This window comes from Clostridium sp. USBA 49, assembly GCF_900167505.1.
In the GTDB taxonomy this organism is placed as follows: domain Bacteria; phylum Bacillota; class Clostridia; order Clostridiales; family Clostridiaceae; genus Clostridium_AT; species Clostridium_AT prolinivorans.
This window is the reverse complement of sequence record NZ_FUYD01000001.1, coordinates 104,850-127,055: the sequence shown is the minus strand read 5'-3', so window position 1 is coordinate 127,055 and position 22,206 is coordinate 104,850. Positions and strand designations below refer to the sequence as shown.

Sequence of the window (22,206 nt, the reverse complement as noted above, 5' to 3'; positions counted from 1 at the left end):
GATTGCATATAATTTAAAACTGAGAAGGAGGATTTTGCTATGGAAAATAAAAAAGTTTCTTTCGATGCAAAAAAAACAGGGCAATGGCTTATGAACAATGCAATATATGTAGTTTTAGCGGTATTAATAATAACTATAATTGTAATAGAGCCTGATTTTTTATCAATGAAAAACCTTATGAATATATTAACTCAATCATCAACACGTATAATAATAGCTTTAGGAGTTGGAGGTATATTAATAGCTCAGGGTACTGACCTTTCAGCTGGACGTATAGTAGGACTTTCAGCTGTTATATCAGCTTCATTATTACAAGCAACTGATTATGCTTATCGTATGTATCCGAGTTTACCTAAATTACCAATAGTAATTCCAATATTACTTGCTATATTAATTGGAGCTATTATAGGACTTCTCAATGGAGTGGTAGTTTCATTACTTAAAGTTCCTCCATTTATAGCTACACTAGGTATGATGATTATAGTTTATGGTTTAAGTTCAATATATGTTGACCGTCCACCTCTTGGAGCACAACCAATAGGAGGTTTTGATAAAGGTTTTAAAAATTTTGTTACTGGAAGTTTCAATATATTTGGATTTCAATTACCTCATTTAATTGTTTATGCACTTATAGCAGTTGTAGTTATATGGGTTCTTTGGAATAAAACAAAATTTGGTAAAAATATGTATGCTATAGGTGGTAATCCTGAAGCAGCTGCTGTATCAGGTGTTAATGTTACAAAGTATTTAATAATAATATATATTATAGCTGGAGCATTATATGGTTTTGCTGGTACTTTAGAAGCAGGACGTGTAGGTAGTGCAACAAATAATACTGGTAATATGTATGAACTAGATGCTATCGCAGCCTGTGTTGTTGGTGGAGTATCAACTTCAGGAGGTATAGGTACAGTTCCTGGAATTATAACAGGAGTTTTAATATTCCAAGTTATTAACTATGGGCTAGCATTTTTAAATGTTAATCCATATTTACAATATATAGTTAAAGGTTTGATTATAGTTTCTGCTGTTGCAATTGATATAAGAAAATATGTAAAGAAAAAATAAATATAAAGCTGTTAATTTGTTATTGATATGCTTCCTTTATATGTATATAGTTGAATTAATAAAATTGTTTACATAAAGGAAGCATATTAATTTAAATAATTAATTAATTATTTTATATTATTTTTGTATCAACTATTTTTAAAAGTTTACCAAAATTTTTATAATATTAACACCAGTTTTACTGGTGCTTTTTTATTATTTTTTGTTGATTTATATATGCTATAGTGTTATACTTATATACACGTGTATATACACTGTATAATTTATAATAGAAAGTGAAGAAAAGGTATGAATTTAAAGGAAGAAATACTTAAATTAAAAAAAGAAAAAAATGCACTTATACTTTCACATTATTATCAAAGACCTGAAATTCAAGATATTGCTGATGCAGTTGATGATTCGTATAATTTAAGTAAAATTGCAAAAGATTCTACAAAAGATATCATTGTTTTTTGTGGAGTAAAATTTATGGCTGAAAGTGCAAAAATTTTATCTCCTAACAAAAAAATTTTACTTCCTGTGATGGATGCAGGGTGTCCTATGGCTGACATGGCGGATGCTGACAGTTTATATAAACTTAAGCAAAAACATCCTAATGCTGCAGTAGTTGCTTATATAAATTCTAAAACAGAAGTTAAGGCTTTATGCGATGTTTGTGTAACCTCTTCTTGTGCTGAAAAAGTAATAAGGAACTTAAATAATAAAGAAATAATATTTTTACCAGATAAAAATTTAGGTAATTATATTGCTAAAAAATTTCCAGATAAAAAGTTTATATTATGGGATGGATATTGTATAACTCATAAAAAAGTAAAAATAAATCAAATTATGGATATAAAAAATATTGTGCCTAATGCTAAAGTATTGGTTCACCCTGAATGTGAATCTGAGGTTTTAGATTTAGCAGATTTTATAGGAAGTACAGGAGAAATTATTAAATATGCAACTATGTCAAATGACACAGATTTTATTATTGTTACTGAACAAGGAGTATTACATGAGCTTAAAAAATTAAATCCTGATAAAAAATTTTATGTACCTGGTACTACAATGACTTGTGTTAATATGAAAAAAATTACACTTGAAGATGTATATAAAAGTCTTATTAATATGAATAATGAAATAGTAATAAAAGAAGATATTAGAATAAAGGCATATAACTCTCTAGTAAAAATGCATGAATTATGTGGGTGATAAAAATGGATATAGATGTAGATGTATTAATAGCAGGTTCTGGTGTATCTGGATTATACTGTGCATTAAATCTTAGAGCAGATCTTAAAGTATTGGTTTTATCAAAATCTAAAATTACAGAAACTAATACTTACCTTGCTCAAGGAGGAATATCTACAGCTAAAAATGAGGAAGATATTCCTCATTTTATTGAAGATACATTAAAAGCAGGTCAATATAAAAATTCCTTAGAAGCTGTAACAATATTAGCAAAAGAGTCTATGAGAGATATTAATAAGCTTATAGAATTTGGTATGCCCTTTGATAAAATTAGTGAAAAATTTTCATATACAAAGGAAGGCGCACATAGCATAAATAGAATAGTTCATAGCAAGGATCATACAGGACAAGTAGTAGCAGAAACTCTTATAAATGAAACTAAAAAACGTAAAAATATAACTATTTATGAAAATACTTTTCTTGTAGATATATTAAAATTAGATAATAAATGTATTGGTGGCATATTATTAAAAGACAATGAGCAAATAAATGTATATTCAAAAGTAGTTATTCTTGCAACAGGAGGTATAGGAGGGTTATTTAACAATTCTACCAACCAAAGAAAACTTACTGGTGATGGGCTTGCTATTGCTATAAAAAATAATATTAAATTAAAAGATATAAATTATATTCAATTTCATCCTACAGCTTTTTATGAAGAAAATAATAAAGATAGAAGACTATTAATTTCAGAGGCTGTACGAGGTGAAGGTGGAAAACTGTTAAACTCAAAGGGAGAACGATTTGTTAATGAGCTTTTACCTAGGAATATAGTAACTAAAGCAATAATGAAAGAAATTAATGAATCTAAAATTCCTTTTGTCAGATTAGATATAACTTTTCTTGGTGAAGAATTCATAAAATTTAGATTTCCTTCTATATATAATGAATGTTTAAATAAAGGCATTGATATTACAAAAGAACCAATACCTGTTTCCCCAGCACAACATTATTTTGAAGGAGGAATACAAGTAGATGTTAATTCAATGACCTCAATGAATAATTTATATGCAGTAGGAGAAACAAGCTGCACAGGGGTTCATGGAGCTAATAGACTTGCAAGTAATTCTCTTTTAGAAGGATTAGTTTTTTCAAGACGAGCAGCTGAGAATATAAACAAAAATATTGATAATATAAGTAATATAAATATTAAAGTACCTAAATTACAATATGAGTTAGATGAAATTCAATGTAATAACAGAAAAATAGTTGTTAATGAATTAATGAGGAGGTCTAATGAATTAAATGCTGAACTTTTTAATAGTTGATGAAATAATATTAAATGCTTTAAAAGAAGATATACCTTATGATGATATAACTACAAATTCAATAATAAGTGAAGAATCTAAATGTATTGTTGATTTGTATGCTAAAGAAGATGGTATAATAGCAGGACTTAATGTATTTGAAAGAGTTTTTTATTTACTTGGTAATGTAGAAATTGAATTCTATAAAAATGATGGAGATTTTGTAAAATCAAAAACACTTATAGCTTCTATTAAAGGCAGTACAAGAAATATACTTAGAGGAGAGAGAACTGCGCTTAATTTACTTCAAAGAATGAGTGGAATTGCTACTCTTACAAAAAAGTATGTTGATAAACTTAAAGGGACAAATGTTAAACTACTTGATACAAGAAAAACTACTCCTAATATGAGAATTTTAGAAAAATATGCAGTTAAAATTGGTGGAGGGTGTAATCACAGATTTAATTTATCAGATGGAGTATTATTAAAAGATAATCATATAAATGCTGCAGGAAGCATAATGAAAGCTGTACGGGCTGTAAGGGAAAACGCATCTTTTGTAAGGAAAATAGAAGTGGAGGTAGAAAATATTGATATGGTAAAAGAAGCCCTTGAAGCTAAAGCTGATATTATAATGCTTGATAACATGGATTTAGAAAATATGAAAGAAGCTGTTAAGCTTATAAATGGCAAAGCACTAATTGAAGCTTCTGGCAATATTAATTTAGATAATATATATAGTATTGCACAAACAGGAATTGATTATATTTCTGTTGGAAATATAACTCATTCAGCTCCTATATTAGATTTAAGTATGAAAAATTTAAGAAATGTTTATTAAAATTTTAATGATTTGTATATTAACTTATATTTTATTTATTGTAGAAAAGTTCAGCTTTTTATGCTGATTTTTTTGTTTTTTAGATAATAATATATTAATATATTATTATCTAAAAGTTTAATGTAGCCGTATAGTAAAATAATAATATACTTTGAGCAAGTTAAATTTAAAAGTTTTTTCCACTAATTATGAAAATATAAAATGATTATCTCACAAAAACTATTTTTTATTAGAATTGACCACTATATTTTGAAGTGAATCAATAAACATACTACTCAGTGTAATAGAAATTTATTTACAGACTATTGTGATTTAATCATAAAATATATTTTCTGTTAAAATTGTTACTTAATTATATTATATAGTTAACATAATTTTCATATTAGATATCAAAATTATATTAACAAAATTAAATATAAGTGATATTATAGTCTTATGTAAAAAAGCTTTTTAATAAAGCTTTTTTATATTTTTATAAATAAAAACAATTTATTAAATAAAAGGAGATTAATTCATGAAAGTAAATTTTTATAATTCTAATCGTGAATATAATGAAAAAAAAATAGAATTTGATACTGCAATTCAAAAGGTAATTGAAAAAGGAAATTTTATACTTGGAGAACAAGTAGCACAATTTGAAAAAGATATAGAAAAGTATACAGGAGCAAAATATGCTGTTGGAGTAGCTTCAGGTACTGATGCTCTTATAATTGCTTCTGATGCACTTGGATTTAAAGATGGAAAAGAAGTTATAACTTCTCCATTTACATTTTTAGCTTCTGCATCATGTATAGCAAAGCATAGAGCAAAACCAGTTTTTGTAGATATTGATGAAGATACTTTTCAAATTAATGCTGATAAAATAGAAGAAAAAATAAATAAAAATACAGTAGGAATACTACCAATACATTTGTTTGATCAAATGTCAGATATGGATAAAATAATGAAAATTGCAAAAACACATAATTTAAAAGTACTTGAAGATGCTGCAGAAGCATTTGGAATGAGGTTTAAAGGAGAAGGGAAAGAGTATAAACATTCAGGTACTATAGGAGATTTTGGAGTATATTCTTTCTTTCCAACAAAGACATTAGGAGGATATGGCGACGGAGGAATGATAGTTACAAATGACGAAGATTTAGCTAAAAAAGTTAAAAGGTTAAGGGTTCATGGAGCATCTAAAAAGTATCATTATGATTACATAGGCTATAATTCAAGATTAGATACAATTCAAGCTGCTATTTTATCTGTTAAGTTAAAATATATAGATGAATCTATAAAAAAGAGAGAAGCAATAGCTAATTTATATAAAGAAAGACTTAAAGATTGTCAATATATAAGACTGCCTAAATCTTCAAAAAATCAAAAACAGGTTTATTATGTATTTAATATATTGGCAGAAAAAAGAGATGAACTTGCACAATATTTAAAAGAAAATGAAATAGGATACAGTATATATTATCCTATGCCTTTACATATGCAAAAGTGTTTTCAATATTTAGGATATAAGGAAGGAGATTTTCCAATAGCTGAAAAAATTTCAAAACAAATTATAGCACTTCCTATTTATCCCGAAATCACAAAAGAAGAAGTTGAGTTTGTTTGTGAAACTATAAATAAATTTTACAAAAAATAGACATTAATAAATTTACATATGAGTTTGTGTTTTTAAAATAAAATTATTTATATAAAAATTATTATTTATAAAATTGTATTAAGAAAGAAGGACTATTATGGCTAATAGAAAGATACCTTTTTCACCACCAGACATAACACAAGAAGAAATTGATGCTGTAACTGAGGTGTTAAAATCAGGATGGATTACTTCAGGACCTAAAAATACTGAATTTGAGCAAAATTTATCAAAATATTGTAATACAAAACATGCTGTTGCATTAAATAGCAATACTGCAGGATTAGAACTTATATTAAAAGTTCTTAATATAGGTGGAGATGATGAAGTTATAACTACACCTTATACTTTTGCAGCTACATCTAATGTACTTTTACATAGAGGAATAAAACCTACTTTTGTTGACGTAAAAAAAGATAGTTTTCTTATAGATGAACAAAAAATATATGATGCTATAACTCCAAAAACCAAGGCTATAATAACTGTTGATATTGCTGGAGTGCCTGTAGACTATGATTTAATTAAAGAGGTAATAAAGGCTAAAAACAGAGAAGATATTATTCTTATATCAGATTCTGCTCATTCATTTGGTGCTGTTTATAAAGGAGAGAAAGTTGGAGGACAGTTTGATTTCCATGTATTTTCTTTTCATGCAGTAAAAAATCTTACAACTGCTGAAGGTGGAGCTATAACTTATAACAATAATAATTTTAAAGATAAAGAAGATTTATATAAAGAGTTTAAATATACTTCTTTACATGGACAGACAAAAGATGCACTTTCAAAGATGAAAGCTGGTTCATGGAAATATGATATTGTAACTGATGGTTTTAAATCAAATATGACTGATATAATGGCTGCTATAGGAATTGTACAATTAAAAAGATTTGATGAAATGCTTGAAGTAAGGAAAAAGCTACATCATATATATAATAGTATTTTAAAAGAGAAAGAATGGGCTATACTGCCTTTTGATAAAGATGAAAAGTGCGAAACCTGTTATCACTTATATCCATTAAGGATTAAAAATTTTAGTGAGGAAAAAAGGAATGATGTAATATCCATGATGGCAGAGAAGGATATTGCAACTAATGTTCATTTTATGCCTCTTCCTAAGTTTAGTTTATATAAAAATTTAGGCTATAAACTAGAAGATTATCCTAATGCTTACGCGCAATATGCTAACGAAATTACTTTACCACTTTACTCAACTTTAAAATATGAAGATGCAGAATATGTTGCAAAAGAATTAATAGATTGTGTAGAAAAAATACTTTAAAATAATATTTAAAATAAAAAGAGCATTTTAGCTCTTTTTATTTTAAGTTTATGATTATGCCATTATGGAAATAGTGACAATAAAATAGGGGAATAATAAATAAAATAAAGGAAATTTTTAATATATTTTATGATGGAGGCAGGTAAATGAAAAAAGGGGCAGCTGAAAGAAATTTTAGAAAACTTAAAAATCAGATAATTCAAATTAATGAAATAGTTCATCATACAAAAACAAAATCTCTTTGGGAACATGAAGCTTCTGTAAGGAAAAAATTAAAAGAACTTAAAGAGTATGAAGATTTTAATTTTAAAGATTATAAAAGTGTGTATCAAGGGTATATAGATATATTAGAATATATATCTATAAGACTTATAGATGATTATAATAAGAAAAATAAAACAAATTTTTCTTATGATGAAATAGTTAGCAAACATTATGATAGTTTTTTAAAATCTGGTATAATAAGTGTGCTTATAAGTGAACATATTCCAAGTATAGCATTAAAAGAATTTGATAAAATATTTCCTTCAAATCCAAAAGATGAATACTTAGGTGCAAGAAGAATAAAAAGAAAGTTTTATCTTCATCTTGGAGAAACAAATACAGGAAAGACTTATAATGCAATTCAAAGATTAAAGACTGCCAATAAAGGTATATATCTTTCTCCACTTAGAATTTTAGCTTTAGAAAATTATGAAAGATTAAATAAAGAAGGCATTAAATGCAATCTTATTACAGGAGAAGAAGAAATTAATGTAGAAGGAGCTAGCCATATATCTTGTACTATAGAAAAATTAAATTTAAATGAAGAATATGAAGTTGGAATTATAGATGAAATTCAGATGATAGATGATGATCAAAGAGGAGCAGCATGGACAAGAGCTTTGCTTGGGTTAAGGTGTAAAGAGATTCATGTTTGTGGAGCTTTAAATACTAAAAAATTACTTATAGAAATATTAGAAGATTGTAAAGAAGAATATGAAATAAAAGAATATAAAAGAGATATACCTCTTGAAGTGATAAAAAAACCTTTTTCATCTAAGGATATACAAGAAGGTGATGCTCTTGTAGTATTTTCTAAAAAAAGGGTTTTAGAACTTGCATATTATTATTCAAATTTAGGTATAAAATCAAGCTTAATTTACGGGGATTTACCACCTGAAGTTAGAAAAAAGCAATATGAGCAATTTATAAATAAAGAAAATCCTATACTTATTACAACAGATGCTATAGGAATGGGTGTAAATTTACCTATTAGAAGAATAATTTTTATGGACATAAAAAAATTTGATGGAAATGAAGTAAGATTTTTAAATTCTCAAGAAATAAAGCAAATTGCAGGAAGAGCTGGAAGAAAAGGAATATATGATATTGGTTATGTAGCTTCTTATGGGAATAATTCAGATTTTATAAAAGAAAATTTAGAAAATGAAGATAAATGTATAAAACAAGCAGTAATTGGACCAAGTGACGAAATACTAACAATAAAAAATTTACCATTAAAAGAGAAACTTGCTTTATGGAGTACTAAAAAAGAAAAAATTCCTTTTTACAGAAAGATGGATATAAGTGAATATTTAATTGTTTTAGATAATATTAAAAGCTACAAACTCGATGAAAAAATACAATGGACCCTTTTAAAAATTCCTTTTGATGTTGCTAATGAAGATTTAATGGATGCTTTTTTAAATTTTATAGATGAACTTTTTGTTTCTAAAAAAGAATTTTTATCTAAACCTCAGCTTTTAAAAAATGGACTTTATGATTATGAAATTTTTTATCAAATAATTAATTTATACTACTCTTTTTCAAAAGCTTTTAATTTAGAATTTGATGAAGAATGGGTATATAAATCCAGATTAAAAGTAAGCAATGCTATAAATGAGATATTAAAAATGATATAATCAATATTATATTTTTTAAAAGACAAAAATAACAAAAAATGATATAATATCTTTCGTAAAAATGAGGTGATTGTAAATGAGTAATATTGCAGGAGAAGGATGTGAAATATTAGTTCCTTTCACAGAAAGAAAACCCCTTGATGTAATTGAAAGAAGTATAACTACTACTTATAGAAAACATATATGGTCAAAATTTATTAAAGCTATAAATGATTATAATCTTTTAGAAGAAGGAGATAAAGTAGCTGTTGCAATTTCTGGAGGCAAGGATAGTTTGCTTATGGCTAAGCTTTTTCAGCTTTTGCATAGACATAGTAAAATTAAATTTGAACTTGAATTTATAGTTGCAGATCCAGGATATCATACTAATGTAAAAGAACTTCTAATAGATAATTGCAAACATTTAGAAATTCCTATTAAAATATTTAATTCTGGTATATTTGATATTGTAGATAAAATAGCTAAAGATTATCCTTGTTATATGTGTGCAAAAATGAGACGAGGAGCGCTTTATTCTAAAGCTCAAGAACTTGGTTGCAATAAACTTGCATTAGGACATCATTTTAATGATGTTATTGAAACTACACTTTTAAATGTACTTTATACTGGAAATTTCAGCACTATGCTTCCAAAGCTTAAATCAGATAATTTTGAAAATATGGAACTTATAAGGCCTCTTTATTATATAGAAGAGGTTTATATTGAAAGATTTACACAAAATAATGGAATATGGCCTCTTAATTGCGCATGTATGGTTGCAGCAAAAAAAATAGGTAATAAACGTTATGAAATAAAAGAACTTATTAAAAATTTAAAGAAAAATTTTAAAGATGTTGATAAATCCATATTTAGAGCAGCTGAAAATGTAAACTTAGATGCAATACTTGGATTTAAAAAAGATGGTCAAAAGCATTCATATTTAGAATTTTATGAAAAAGAGTAATAAAATAATAATTGAAAATATAATATATAAAATTAATATATTAAATTAATATATTAAATTCCAAAGATTAAAATTTGGGTTGTAAATAAAATTTTATTATGTCATATTAATAATATAATGCGAAGTAGTATCAATAAAAATTAAAAAATAAATAAACTCTTTATATAAATAAGCGTATATCTTATAATAAGTAGTATTATTATAAGATATATGGAGGTAGCGATGATAAAGATTTGGGGTAAAATAATAAAAAATAATAAAATTATTAAAGATGAAGTAGTTATTTCTAATATAGATGGAACATATCAAGATAATTTAAAATTATGCATAAATGAATTATGTAATAAATTTGATATATCAAAGCCATATTGGCTTCCTATAAATATGGACGAGTATAATAAAAGAAGGAAAACAACTTTTAATCAACATAATTTTATAGAAGAAATAGATTTTGATAAGTTTGTTATAGAAGAAATAGATTTGAAAAAATAAATATAGGGATTTTAAAATACAAAAATGATTATGTATAATTGCACATAAAAATCCTATTATTTTATGAATAAAATTTTAACAAAAATTTAAAAAAACTATTTAAAAATTTAAACTAATATGTTATATTGTTTTTTGGTTATAATTATGTAGTAAATTTGTATAATTATAATCATTATTTAATAAAATCTTCTATGCCGGTACAATACCGGTGGAAGGTTTTTTTTATTTGCATGAAAAAATAAGAGGAGTTGGTAAGGTGTGACAGAAGTTGCTTTTATTCAATTAGCAAATGTTTGTAAAAAGTTTGATGGATCAGAGAATCCAGTAATTAAAGATTTATCTTTAAACATAAAAAAGGGAGAGTTTTTAACTCTTTTAGGTCCTAGTGGTTGTGGTAAAACTACTACGCTGCGTATGATAGCAGGTTTTGAACAGCCTACAAACGGGAAAATAATAATAGATGGTGAAGATATAACAAATAAATCACCACATGAAAGATGTGTTAATACTGTTTTTCAAAATTATGCACTTTTCCCTCATATGAATATTTTCGATAACATTGCTTTTGGACTTAAAATGAAAAAAGTTCATAAAGATGAAATTAAAGAAAGAGTTTTTGAAATGCTTCATATGATTCAGCTTGATGGATATGAAAAAAGGATGCCTTCTCAATTAAGTGGGGGACAAATGCAGCGTGTGGCTATTGCAAGAGCGGTTATTAATAGGCCTAAGGTATTATTATTAGATGAACCATTAGGAGCTCTCGATCTTAAACTTCGTAAAGCGATGCAAATTGAATTAAAGCATCTTCAGAAGAGGCTTGGGATAACTTTTATATTTGTTACTCATGATCAAGAGGAAGCACTTACTATGTCAGATAGAATTGTAGTTATGAAAGAAGGAGTAATAGAACAACTTGGGACTCCAGATGAAATTTATGAAAGACCTATAACAAGGTTTGTAGCAGATTTTATAGGAGATACAAATATTTTAGAGGGTAAAGTTAAAGATATAAAATCTAATGAAGCGATTCTTCAGATTGGCTCAGAAGAAAATACAGTTAGAGTATTAAATAAAAATTTATATATGGGACAAGATATTTGTGTTGCTTTAAGGCCTGAAAGAATAAAAATTAAATCAGTACCAGAAGAAGACGATGTTTATCTTAAAGGTAAATTAAAGGATAGAATTTATACTGGTATTTCATATAAAACAATAATTGAATTAAGTAATGGTAAAGAAATAATAGTAAATGAGCCTATAAGTGAAAAAAATAATTTAATAAAAAATAATAATTTAGTATTTTTAACTTGGAAACTTGAAGAATCGGTGGTGATGGAAGGATGATTTTACAAAATAAAGCTATTAGTATAAATAAAACTGTAGATACTAAAAAAGTTTCAGATAAAAATCTTTTAAGTGGTATTACAACAATTTTGCCTATTTTGGTTTGGATGATTGCTTTTTTTGTAGTGCCTTTAATATTCATAATTATAGTAAGTTTTTGTACAAGAGGAGAAACAGGAGAAATTATTTATAAATTTACTTTAAGTAATTATATTAAACTTTTAAATCCACTTTATATTAAAATATTTTTTAATTCAATAATTATAGCTGTTTTTACTACACTTATTTGTTTAATTCTTGGATATCCATTTGCATATATAGTTGCAAATGCAAAAAAAAGATATAAGCCTATATTGCTATTACTAATAATTCTTCCGTTTTTTACTAATTCATTAGTAAGAACTTATTCTATGATTATTTTATTAAGAAGTGAGGGTATAATTAATTCTTATTTAATAAAATTTCATATTATTTCTCAACCCTTAAAGCTACTATATAATAATATTTCTGTAATGATTGGAATGACATATATGATGTTTCCATTTATGGTTCTTCCTTTATATGCTTCAATTGAAAAACTTGATAAAAGATTTATAGAAGCAGGTGCGGATTTAGGAGCTACTAGATTAAAAATATTTTTTAAAATAGTACTTCCTTTAACTAAAGGAGGGATAATTTCTGGTTCTATGTTAGTTTTTGTACCAGCTCTTGGATTATTTTTTATAACAGATTTAATGGGAGGAAGTAAAGTAGTTCTTATGAGCAACCTTATAAAGAATCAATTTTTAACTGCAAGAAATTGGCCTTTAGGTTCTGCTATTTCAGTTTTATTAATTGCTATTATGGTACTGGCAATAATTTTGGGGACTAGAAATAGTAATGAGAAAAATAAAATGGGGGTGATGTAATAAGTGAAAAAGAAAAAAGGATTATTTGGTAAAATCTATGGCTTTATTATATATATGTTTCTTTATATTCCAATTATAGTACTTATTGCATTTTCGTTTAATAACTCTAAATTTAATGCTGTTTGGAATGGTTTTACATTAAAATGGTATAAAAGTTTAGTTCATAATACTGGAATATTAGAAGCTGTTAAAAATAGTTTAATAATTGCTATTGTAAGTACAATAATATCAGTTATGCTTGGAACTTTAGCTGCTATAGGTATGTATAAGCATAATTTTAAGGGTAAAAGTATAATAGATAGTATGCTATATATACCTCTTGTAATACCAGAAATAGTTTTAGGAATATCTCTTTTAGCTTTTTTTTCTATGATAGATATCCCTATGGGGACAGTAACTTTAATATTAGCTCATGTAACATTTAGTGTATCTTATGTAATTGCAGTTGTACGAGCTAGGTTAGATGGTTTTGATAAATCTTTAGAGGAAGCAGCTATGGACTTAGGAGCTTCTCCTTCAAAAGTATTTTTTAAAGTTACACTCCCAATTATAATGCCTGGAGTAATAGCAGGAGGACTTTTGGCTTTTACTTTATCATTAGATGATATGATTATAAGTTTTTTTGTAGCAGGCCCTAATAGTACCACCTTGCCTCTTAAGGTTTTTTCTATGGTTAAATTTGGAGTAACTCCAGAAATTAATGCATTATCTACAATAATAATGGTATTTACCCTATCTATTGTAATTTTTGCTTTAGTATTGAAAAATATAAATATTAATATGAAAAAGATAGGTGCAGTTCTTACAGCTATAGCAGTTTTAATTGTAGGAGCAAGCGGTGGAATGTGGGCATTAGCTAAAGAATCAAAAGAAAATACACAGGTTTTAAATGTTTTTAACTGGTCTGAATATCTTCCACAATCAGTAATTGATAAATTTGAGCAAACTTATAATATAAAAGTTAATTATAGTACTTTTTCTTCAAATGAAGAAATGCTTGCTAAGATTATGGCAGGAGGGTCTCAATATGATTTAGCTGTTGCTAGTGACTATATGGTAGAAATTATGAAAAAACAAAATTTGCTAGAAGAATTAAATAAAGAAAATCTTCCTAATTTAAAAAATATGGGAGAACAATTTATGAATTTAGATTTCGATCCTTATAATAAATATAGTGTACCTTATATGTGGCTTGCTGGTATAATTGCTGTAGATAGTTCAAAAGTACCTGATGGGGAAATTACTTCTTATAAAGACCTTTGGAAAGATGAGTTTAAAAATTCTATTGTATTACTAGATGATGAAAGAGTAATAATAGGTATGACTCTTAAAAAACTTGGCTATTCTATGAATGAAACTGATGAAACAGCTCTTTTAAAGGCTAAAGAAGAACTAAAAAAACTTCAGCCTAATGTAAAGGCTTATGATAGTGATAGTCCTAAAACTATGCTTATAAATAGAGAGGCTAAAATTATTTTTGCTTGGGGTGCAGAAGGAAGCCTAGCTAAAAGAGAAAATAAAAATGTAAAAATGATAATACCTAAAGAAGGATTATTCCTCCAGCAAGATAATTTTGTTATTCCCAAAGGTGCAAAAAACATTAAAGCGGCGGAACTATTTATGAATTTTATTATGGAACCAGAAATAAGTGCTGAAATATCTAAGGCTTTCCCTTATGGGAATCCAAATGTAGCAGCATATCCTCTTATAGATGAAGAAATAATGAAGGATGAAGGTATTTATCCTCCTAATGAAGAACTAAAAAGAGGGGAATATTTAAAAGATATAGGAGATAAAATAAAACTTTACGATGATATTTGGTCTGAAGTAAAACAATAAAAAAATAAAAAATAATAAAATGAGCACAAAGTTAACTTTGTGCTCATTTTATTATTTTTTATTTTAATGCAAATATCATATTACCTACTTTAAGAGATATAGGCTTGGACCAAAGCCAAGCATTTGTAGTACTATTATCAAAATAAAATTCTGCTCCGTTTGTTGGATCTGAACCTTTTAAAGCTTCCAAAGCAGCTTGTCTTGCTGTACTAGAAGCAGGTTTATTAATCCAGCCGTTTAATACTGGTGTAAATTGGTAATATCCATTTGATTTTTGATAAATAACTTCTTTTATTGTATTTGGCCAATTAGCACTTTGTACTCTATTAATAACTACTGCTCCTACAGCAACTTGTGCTTTATATGGCTCTCCTTGAGCTTCTGCAGTTATTAATCTAGCTAAAAGATCTAAATCACTTTCTGTATAAGATATAACAGATTTAGAAATGTTTGAAGGTGTAGAAACTGCAGAAACTGAACCTTCTGGTATAAGCAATGTTTGTCCAACATATATGGTATCTTTCCAATAATTATTTGCTTTTCTCAATAAATCAAGTGATATTTGATATTTTTTAGATATCAAATAAAGAGAATCGCCACTTTTTACAGTATAAGTTTTAGCAGGGACATCTAATACTTGTCCAGGATAAATAATGTCACTTTTCAAGTTATTAGTATTTTTTAATGTATTAGTATTAGTATTAAATGTTTTTGATATAGTATAAAGAGAATCACCTTGGACAACTTTATAGTTTGCTGCTTTAGCAGAATTAGTTGAAAGAACTGCTAAAGAAACTGCTAATAATGTTGTTTTAAACTTATTTAATTTAATCATAGTATATATCTCCTCCTTTGCCTCCGAGGTTAGTTGACGGGTTTGGGTAAGAGGTACCCTACTCATTAAAGAGATTCACCCCAATAGAATGGCATCCCCCGTACTCCGTTTGGAGATTCGGCTTATTTCATGTGTTATTTTAACAAAGATTTTAGGATATATCTATACAAAATATATGGTAATCTAGGTATGTTATGGTACAAGTATCTCAATTGCAAATAATTGTATATATTGTAGATATTTAATATGAAAATTTATTATTAGTCTAGTAAAATAATAATTTAATCAGTAAATATTTTTTATATAAGTAAAGATAATTATTATTTTACTAAATTATGATATTAAAATTTGAAGTTGAATATTTACAAGTAAAATTTAATAATAAATTAATTGAGAATTAAACTAAGTATGTAGAATAAAAATATAAAATCGAATATTCTATTAAATTTCATTAAAAATATTCGCATTTTATATTTACATAACTTAAAAGCTGTGATATTATATGATATGTAATTTAATACGAACTCATATAATCCTGATAATTTGGTTCGGGAGTTTCTACGAAGCGGCCTTAACTGCTTAGCTATGAGTGAATAATTTGCTGTTTTTCTATTTTATATTAAATAGAAAAACATGTTACTTGTATCATACATGATAAAAAGTAAACGCATGAATTCACTCTAAAGTAGACTTCATGCGTTTTTATTTTTATATTAGGCAATTAAAGTAGCAATTTAATAATTTTGATATATGGAGTTCGTATAAATATACATGAAAGGGGGAAGAAATACTTATATAACCTGCTTTAAATAAATATATTAAGGGGGAATACGAGTGAATAATTACGCTAATTCAGAAAAAAATAATGTTAAAAGAGATTTCTTCAAACTAAAAGAAAATAATACAACTGTAAAAACTGAAATTATTGCAGGGATTACTACATTTATTACAATGGCTTATATAATATTTGTAAATCCTGCTCTATTAGGACAAGCAGGAATGAATTCTAAAGGTTTGATGTTTGATAAAGTTAAAGAAGCAGGCATTAATGTATCAAATGATCCTATAATGGGAGCTGTATTTGTGGCAACTATTTTATCTGCAATTATAGGTACTCTTATTATGGCTTTAGTTGCTAATGTACCATTTGCACAAGCTGCTGGCATGGGAATGAATGCTTTTTTCACTTTTTATGTAGTAGGAACTGCAGGATATTCTTGGAGAGCAGCTTTAGCAGCAGTATTTATTTGTGGTATTATAAATATTTTTATAACTGTTACAAAAATAAGAATTTCTATAGTTAACGCTATTCCAGAGTCCCTTAAAAATGCTATAGGTGCTGGTATTGGCTTATTTATATCAATTATAGGCTTTAAAGAAGCGGGAATAGTTGTATCAGATCCTGCTACATTAGTAGCATTTGGAGATGTTAAAAATCCTACTACATTACTTGCTATTTTTGGATTAATTATAACCGTTATTTTAATGGTAAATAAAGTTAAAGGAGCAATTTTATTAGGTATTTTAATAACTACAGTTTCAGGTGTTATTGCTCAAGTGTTTTTTAATGTTAACCTTAATATAATTTTGCCAGCTTCTTTTAATGTATTTTCACTACCTCCAAGTTTATCACCCACTTTATTTAAATTGAGTTTTACTGAACTTTTTACAGCCAAAACAGGATTTTTAACTGCTATTACAATTATTATTTCTTTTAGCTTGGTTGATACTTTTGATAGCATAGGTACATTTATAGGAACAGGAGCTAAAACTGGAATGTTTGATGAAAAAAATGATATTCCAAAGAAAGGAATGTTCCCAAGAAAAATAGATAAGGCTCTATTTGCAGATGCAACAGCAACTTCTATAGGAGCATTACTTGGAACAAGTAATGTAACAACTTATGTAGAAAGTGCAGCTGGTATAAGTGAAGGCGGAAGAACGGGATTAACTTCTTTAGTAACTGCAATATGTTTCTTTTTAGCATTATTTATATCACCTATAGTAGGTATAGTGCCTAGTGCAGCTACTGCTCCAGCACTTATAATAGTGGGGGTACTTATGATAAGTTCTATAATGAATATAAATTTTGAAGACTTTGAAGAAGCATTACCAGCTTTTTTAACAATTGTAATGATGCCATTTACTTATAGTATAGCTAATGGAATAGCTTTTGGATTTATATTTTATACAATTGTTAAATTAGTTAGAGGGAAAGCTAAGGAAATACATCCTATAATGTATATATTTGCAGGATTATTTATATTTAAATTTATATTTAATGTTTAAAGTTTAGTATATAAGTTATTAATTAAAATTTAAATATAAGTAATATAGTAAAATAATAATGTGAAAAATATAGGGTTTACACATCTTCAACCAGCTCAATTAACGACAGTAGGTAAAAGAGCAACACTATGGATTCAAGACTTGCTTTAATGAAGCTAGATTATTATTGTACTATGGATATTATTAAATTTTAAAAAATTTAAAATTATAATATTTAAAATAAAATATTAGCTGCTTAAAAAAAATTGTCTATAAAAAAGTATATAATAAAAAGTCAGTTGAAATTTTCAACTGACTTTTTATTATGTTAAGTAGCTTTTTAATTTAGGATTTTTTTCTATTAAAGACATTAATGGAAGTCCAATAATATAACAAGCTATTAATTCTCCAAATCCAACCCAAAGCATAGTAGGGATAAGCGGGAAATTTTGAGTGTAATTTAAAATTTTTCCTACAACTATACCGTTTATTACTATTGGTGGGATAGGCGCTAAAAATTTACTAAATTTAAAATTTGATTTACCTATTAAATAAGTTAGTATTGCAGATAAAAGTGTTGCTATAGGACCAAATATAATATCAAGCATTCCAACATCTCCAAATATATTTGATATAAAACATCCTATAGTAAGTCCCAATATTGAAAATGACGAAAAAAATGGAAGTACTGTAAGAGCTTCAGATATTCGGATTTGTAAAGGCCCATAACTTATAGGTTTTAAAATAATTGTGAGTACAGCATAAATTGCTGCTATTACTGAAGTAAATACAATTTTTTTTGTTGATATTTTCATTTTTTATTCCCCCTAGTTTTGTTTATAGACAGGATGGTTTCGAACTGTCTTTAATTTATTTTATTTCAGCTAATTCTAACATTTTTTTATAAGTTCGTCAAATTATATTTAAAATTTAAAGATTAAGTAATAATAAAAAATTTGCAATTATAATAAAATATTGTATTATAATAATTATTGTATAATGTGATTAAATTGAAATAAATAGTAAATTAAATTTAATAATACATTTTATAACACTAAAAAATTTATGTTGTTAAGTATATATTAATTAATTATTAATATATATACCATTTATAGTACAATCATAATATCATAAAGTAAAAATAGAAGGAGAATATGTGTGGGAAAAAAGATGTTTGACGGGAAAATTACTATTTTAGAAAATGGCTTGAAAATTATAAGTATAAAGAAAGATACTCAAATAGCTTCAATTCATATAGGAATAAAAATTGGCTCTTTATATGAAAAAGATAAAAATAGAGGTCTTTCACATTTTATAGAACATATGCTTTTTAAAGGAACTAAAAAAAGAAATAATGAAGAACTTAATGAAGCATTAGAAAAAAGAGGGGGAGAATATAATGCTTATACAGATTATACATCTACAGTTTATAGTATAACAGCATTAAATGAAGAATTAGAAGCTTCAATTGAAATTTTAGCTGATATGATTCAAAATTCTATATTTGATGAAAAAGAAATAGAAAAAGAAAAAGGCGTAATATTAGCAGAAATAAAAACAAGCAAAGATGATATTGAAGATTTTAGCTTTAATAAAATACACGAGATAGCTTTTGATAAAAGTCCTCTAAAATATGATACATTAGGAGAAGAAAAAACGGTCAAAAAATTTACAAGAGATCAAATTTTAGAATTTTATGATACATATTATATTCCTAATAATTCTATTATTTCAATAGTTTCATCTTATGAACATGATGAAATAATAAATTTAATAAGTAAGTATTTTAAAGATTGGAAGCCAAAAAAATTAAAAGAAGAACCTATTATAATTGAAAATAATAAACCAACTAAAAATATAACTTATAAATCTGATATTGAACAATGTACTATAATATACGCATATACTTTTCATGGACTTAATAAAAAAGAAGAATTAGCACTTAAAATTTTAAACCATAAACTTGGAGAAAGTCCCAATTCTATATTATTTAGAGAACTTAGAGAAGAAAAAGGACTAGCATATGATGTTTATTCACATGTTGATATGACTAATTTTGTTAAAATTTTATATATTTATACTGCTGTTGAAATTCAAAATATAAATTCAGCTATGTTAACTATTGAAAATTGTATTAATAAAATTATTAATAAAGAAATAAATTTTAACGAAGATACAGTACTTCTTATGAAAAAGGTTTTAAAAACTGCAGTATGTGCAACTTTAGAAGATTCTACAGAGTTAAGTAATTATTGTCTTCATCAAAGCCTTGAAAATGAAAGTATTTATCAATTTGAAGAAGATATGAAATTTCTTGAATTTATAAAAAAAGAAGATATATATAATGTAGCTAAAAAAGTATTTAAAAATCCGACTATTCATATTTTAATGCCTAAGTAAATTTTATAAGGAGTAATAAAATTTATGGAAAACACAATAACTAAAATTGAGATACAAAAAAGGAATAAAAATAGAGTAAATATATTTATAGATAAAGATTTTGCATTTGCTTGTAGTACTGAACTTGTTTTTACTTATGGTTTAAAAGAAAATAAAGTTATTGAATCTGAAAAATTACTACAAATAGTAGATGAAGATAATTATTTAAAATGCAAAGAAACTGCATTAAAGATAGTAGAAAAAAGCTATAAAACTGAAAAAGAAATGATTAACAAATTAAAATTAAAAGGATATGATGATAAAACTATAGATAAAGTTATTAATTTTTTAATAAATTATAATTTTTTAAATGATGAAAATTATGTAGAAATGTATATAAAAGACAAGATTAAAACTGAAGGAAAAAACAAAATAAGATACTCTCTTTTAAAAAAAGGAATAAGTGAAGAAATTATAGAAAATAAAATTAATGATATAGATACTTATTTAGAGATGGACAATGCTTTAAAATTAGCTGAAAAGAAATATAAAACACTAATTAAAACTGAAAAAGATACTAAAAAAATATATAAAAAATTAGGAGATTTTCTTTTAAGAAAAGGGTATACTTTTGAAGAAACTAAACAAATATTAAATAAAGTAGTTGTAACTAAAGATTTTGAAGAATATTAGGAAGATAGAAGATAGAAGATAGAAATTCTATCTTCTTAATATTGTATATAAAGGAAGACCATTTTCTGTAGGTATTGGAGGAGTTCCTTGTATAAGAGGAGTCATATATTCTACAGCATCTGACGTAACAAAGTTTCCATATTTATTTATCCAATTGTTAGGGAAATATTTTATATGATTTGCTACTTTTGAAGCTTCTGCCAAAGTAGTTTCAATGCTATAAGGTAAGTTATTAATTCTTTTTATTGCAATCATATATCCGCTTTTACCTTGTAGAGCATATTTTACAGCATCTCTTCCTACTCTATAAGCTTCTTCTATATCAGTCAATGACGAACAATGCATTGCTGCACGTTGGCTTACTCCAAGTTGAAGAGTTTTAACTCTTGAAGTTATACCATTTTGTATGATAAGTGATTTTAATATATTACATACACCACCTAATTGAGCATGACCAAATTTATCATGAAATTTACTTACATTATTTATACTTAAAAATTTACCATTTTTATTTTTTATTCCTTCTGAAGCTACTATATAAACTTGATTTTGCTTTTTAAACTTTTCATTTACTTCATCTAAAAATTTTTCTTCAATAAAAGGGGTTTCAGGAAGATAAATAAAATCTACTACTTCTTTACCATCTATTTTAGCAAGAGCGGCACTTGCAGTAAGCCATCCTGTATCTCTTCCCATAGTTTCTACTATAAATATGCCATTATTTGTATATACAGAAGAATCTAAATAACTTTCAAGTATACTTGTAGCTATAAACTTGCAGGCACTTCCAAATCCAGGAGTATGATCTGTTTCCATTAAATCATTATCTATAGTTTTAGGTATTCCTAATACTAAAACATCTATATTATGAAGTTTTGTGTATTCAGAAAGGGTACGGACAGTATCCATAGAATCATTGCCGCCTATATAAAAAAAAGCTTTTATATTATGTTCTTTTAAAATGTTGAATAATTTTTCATACTCGGAATTATCTTCATTATAATTTTTCATTTTATACCTACAGGAACCTAATGCTGAAGAAGGTGTGTATTTTAAATTTTTTAATTTACTATAGGGGATTTGAGATAAATTAATTAATTTATTTTGTAATATACCTTCAATGCCGTTTATACCAGCATAAACATTATCAAAAACTTTATTTTCTAAAGCTTCATCTAAAACTCCCATAAAAGAAGCATTTATAACTGCTGTAGGGCCTCCAGATTGAGCGACTAAACAATTAGCCATAATTTTACCTCCTAATTTTACGAAAAATATATAGTAGTTATATAATAAA

General features: G+C 26.1%; 18 protein-coding genes and 2 riboswitches. Of the genes, 15 read left to right on the top strand and 3 right to left on the bottom strand.

Annotated elements, in window-relative coordinates; all coding sequences use genetic code 11:
- Positions 1-39: 39 nt before the first annotated feature.
- From mglC to B5D11_RS00530, 12 genes are all read left to right on the top strand, one after another.
- Positions 40-1,068, top strand: coding sequence for a galactose/methyl galactoside ABC transporter permease MglC (gene mglC / locus B5D11_RS00585; RefSeq protein WP_078681103.1), 1,029 nt, complete (start codon positions 40-42; stop codon positions 1,066-1,068).
- Positions 1,069-1,356: 288 nt separating this feature from the next.
- The gene (gene nadA / locus B5D11_RS00580) at positions 1,357-2,262 is read left to right on the top strand and encodes a quinolinate synthase NadA (protein WP_078681102.1); all 906 of its coding nucleotides are present in this window, start codon (positions 1,357-1,359) and stop codon (positions 2,260-2,262) included.
- 5 nt (positions 2,263-2,267) lie between these two features.
- Complete coding sequence (locus B5D11_RS00575; RefSeq protein ID WP_078681101.1) at positions 2,268-3,569, top strand: L-aspartate oxidase; 1,302 nt, start codon at positions 2,268-2,270, stop codon at positions 3,567-3,569.
- A complete protein-coding gene (gene nadC / locus B5D11_RS00570) occupies positions 3,547-4,389 on the top strand; it encodes a carboxylating nicotinate-nucleotide diphosphorylase (protein ID WP_078681100.1) in 843 nt (280 codons plus the stop codon). Before B5D11_RS00575 ends, nadC begins: the two co-directional genes overlap by 23 nt.
- A 514-nt stretch (positions 4,390-4,903) precedes the next feature.
- The gene (locus B5D11_RS00565; RefSeq protein ID WP_078681099.1) at positions 4,904-6,025 is read left to right on the top strand and encodes a DegT/DnrJ/EryC1/StrS family aminotransferase; all 1,122 of its coding nucleotides are present in this window, start codon (positions 4,904-4,906) and stop codon (positions 6,023-6,025) included.
- Between the two features lie 97 nt (positions 6,026-6,122).
- Positions 6,123-7,301: a DegT/DnrJ/EryC1/StrS family aminotransferase gene (locus B5D11_RS00560; RefSeq protein ID WP_078681098.1), complete on the top strand. Its 1,179-nt coding sequence runs from the start codon at positions 6,123-6,125 to the stop codon at positions 7,299-7,301.
- A gap of 146 nt (positions 7,302-7,447) precedes the next feature.
- On the top strand, positions 7,448-9,205 hold the full coding sequence (locus tag B5D11_RS00555) for a helicase-related protein (RefSeq protein WP_078681097.1): 1,758 nt from the start codon (positions 7,448-7,450) through the stop codon (positions 9,203-9,205).
- A 76-nt stretch (positions 9,206-9,281) separates the two neighbouring features.
- Entirely contained in the window at positions 9,282-10,148 is an 867-nt protein-coding gene (locus B5D11_RS00550) for a tRNA 2-thiocytidine biosynthesis TtcA family protein (RefSeq protein WP_078681096.1), read from the top strand.
- Between the two features lie 222 nt (positions 10,149-10,370).
- The gene (locus tag B5D11_RS00545; RefSeq protein ID WP_078681095.1) at positions 10,371-10,640 is read left to right on the top strand and encodes a hypothetical protein; all 270 of its coding nucleotides are present in this window, start codon (positions 10,371-10,373) and stop codon (positions 10,638-10,640) included.
- A 258-nt stretch (positions 10,641-10,898) separates the two neighbouring features.
- Positions 10,899-11,987 carry an ABC transporter ATP-binding protein gene (gene potA / locus B5D11_RS00540; protein ID WP_078681094.1) on the top strand — a complete coding sequence of 363 codons (1,089 nt, stop codon included), beginning with the start codon at positions 10,899-10,901 and terminating at the stop codon, positions 11,985-11,987.
- On the top strand, positions 11,984-12,895 hold the full coding sequence (locus B5D11_RS00535; RefSeq protein ID WP_078681093.1) for an ABC transporter permease: 912 nt from the start codon (positions 11,984-11,986) through the stop codon (positions 12,893-12,895). The genes potA and B5D11_RS00535 overlap by 4 nt, the downstream gene beginning before the upstream one ends.
- A gap of 54 nt (positions 12,896-12,949) precedes the next feature.
- Positions 12,950-14,734 carry an extracellular solute-binding protein gene (locus tag B5D11_RS00530; RefSeq protein WP_078681357.1) on the top strand — a complete coding sequence of 595 codons (1,785 nt, stop codon included), beginning with the start codon at positions 12,950-12,952 and terminating at the stop codon, positions 14,732-14,734.
- 58 nt (positions 14,735-14,792) lie between these two features.
- Here B5D11_RS00530 and B5D11_RS00525 read toward each other — a convergent pair whose 3' ends face one another.
- Positions 14,793-15,566, bottom strand: a complete 774-nt coding sequence (locus B5D11_RS00525; RefSeq protein WP_242942237.1) for a cell wall hydrolase — start codon at positions 15,564-15,566, stop codon at positions 14,793-14,795.
- Positions 15,567-15,572: 6 nt separating this feature from the next.
- Positions 15,573-15,702: riboswitch (cyclic di-AMP (ydaO/yuaA leader) on the bottom strand.
- A gap of 372 nt (positions 15,703-16,074) precedes the next feature.
- Positions 16,075-16,175, top strand: a riboswitch (purine riboswitch).
- 228 nt (positions 16,176-16,403) lie between these two features.
- Here B5D11_RS00525 and B5D11_RS00520 point away from each other — a divergent pair.
- Positions 16,404-17,858 (top strand): NCS2 family permease, encoded by a 1,455-nt coding sequence (locus B5D11_RS00520; RefSeq protein ID WP_078681091.1) that lies wholly within the window; start codon positions 16,404-16,406, stop codon positions 17,856-17,858.
- 302 nt (positions 17,859-18,160) lie between these two features.
- Here B5D11_RS00520 and B5D11_RS00515 read toward each other — a convergent pair whose 3' ends face one another.
- Positions 18,161-18,652 carry a QueT transporter family protein gene (locus B5D11_RS00515; protein WP_078681090.1) on the bottom strand — a complete coding sequence of 164 codons (492 nt, stop codon included), beginning with the start codon at positions 18,650-18,652 and terminating at the stop codon, positions 18,161-18,163.
- Positions 18,653-19,007: 355 nt separating this feature from the next.
- Between B5D11_RS00515 and B5D11_RS00510 the strand changes: the two genes are divergently transcribed.
- Together B5D11_RS00510 and recX are read left to right on the top strand one after the other, a co-directional pair.
- Positions 19,008-20,237 carry a M16 family metallopeptidase gene (locus B5D11_RS00510; protein WP_078681356.1) on the top strand — a complete coding sequence of 410 codons (1,230 nt, stop codon included), beginning with the start codon at positions 19,008-19,010 and terminating at the stop codon, positions 20,235-20,237.
- A 24-nt stretch (positions 20,238-20,261) separates the two neighbouring features.
- Positions 20,262-20,909: a recombination regulator RecX gene (recX, locus tag B5D11_RS00505; protein WP_078681089.1), complete on the top strand. Its 648-nt coding sequence runs from the start codon at positions 20,262-20,264 to the stop codon at positions 20,907-20,909.
- 27 nt (positions 20,910-20,936) lie between these two features.
- On the opposite strand, the gene B5D11_RS00500 is transcribed toward recX, so the two are convergent.
- Positions 20,937-22,157: a 6-phosphofructokinase gene (locus tag B5D11_RS00500; RefSeq protein ID WP_078681088.1), complete on the bottom strand. Its 1,221-nt coding sequence runs from the start codon at positions 22,155-22,157 to the stop codon at positions 20,937-20,939.
- Positions 22,158-22,206 lie beyond the last annotated feature (49 nt).

What these genes read in the sequence shown, in the direction of transcription:
- B5D11_RS00515 (WP_078681090.1), bottom strand. Translation starts at nt 18,652, where the DNA reads ATGAAAATATCAACAAAAAAAATTGTATTTACTTCAGTAATAGCAGCA.
- B5D11_RS00510 (WP_078681356.1), top strand. Translation starts at nt 19,008, where the DNA reads ATGTTTGACGGGAAAATTACTATTTTAGAAAATGGCTTGAAAATTATA.
- nadA (WP_078681102.1), top strand. Translation starts at nt 1,357, where the DNA reads ATGAATTTAAAGGAAGAAATACTTAAATTAAAAAAAGAAAAAAATGCA.
- B5D11_RS00545 (WP_078681095.1), top strand. Translation starts at nt 10,371, where the DNA reads ATGATAAAGATTTGGGGTAAAATAATAAAAAATAATAAAATTATTAAA.
- mglC (WP_078681103.1), top strand. Translation starts at nt 40, where the DNA reads ATGGAAAATAAAAAAGTTTCTTTCGATGCAAAAAAAACAGGGCAATGG.
- B5D11_RS00500 (WP_078681088.1), bottom strand. Translation starts at nt 22,157, where the DNA reads ATGGCTAATTGTTTAGTCGCTCAATCTGGAGGCCCTACAGCAGTTATA.
- B5D11_RS00535 (WP_078681093.1), top strand. Translation starts at nt 11,984, where the DNA reads ATGATTTTACAAAATAAAGCTATTAGTATAAATAAAACTGTAGATACT.
- B5D11_RS00560 (WP_078681098.1), top strand. Translation starts at nt 6,123, where the DNA reads ATGGCTAATAGAAAGATACCTTTTTCACCACCAGACATAACACAAGAA.
- recX (WP_078681089.1), top strand. Translation starts at nt 20,262, where the DNA reads ATGGAAAACACAATAACTAAAATTGAGATACAAAAAAGGAATAAAAAT.
- B5D11_RS00555 (WP_078681097.1), top strand. Translation starts at nt 7,448, where the DNA reads ATGAAAAAAGGGGCAGCTGAAAGAAATTTTAGAAAACTTAAAAATCAG.
- B5D11_RS00565 (WP_078681099.1), top strand. Translation starts at nt 4,904, where the DNA reads ATGAAAGTAAATTTTTATAATTCTAATCGTGAATATAATGAAAAAAAA.
- B5D11_RS00550 (WP_078681096.1), top strand. Translation starts at nt 9,282, where the DNA reads ATGAGTAATATTGCAGGAGAAGGATGTGAAATATTAGTTCCTTTCACA.
- B5D11_RS00530 (WP_078681357.1), top strand. Translation starts at nt 12,950, where the DNA reads ATGTTTCTTTATATTCCAATTATAGTACTTATTGCATTTTCGTTTAAT.
- nadC (WP_078681100.1), top strand. Translation starts at nt 3,547, where the DNA reads ATGCTGAACTTTTTAATAGTTGATGAAATAATATTAAATGCTTTAAAA.
- B5D11_RS00575 (WP_078681101.1), top strand. Translation starts at nt 2,268, where the DNA reads ATGGATATAGATGTAGATGTATTAATAGCAGGTTCTGGTGTATCTGGA.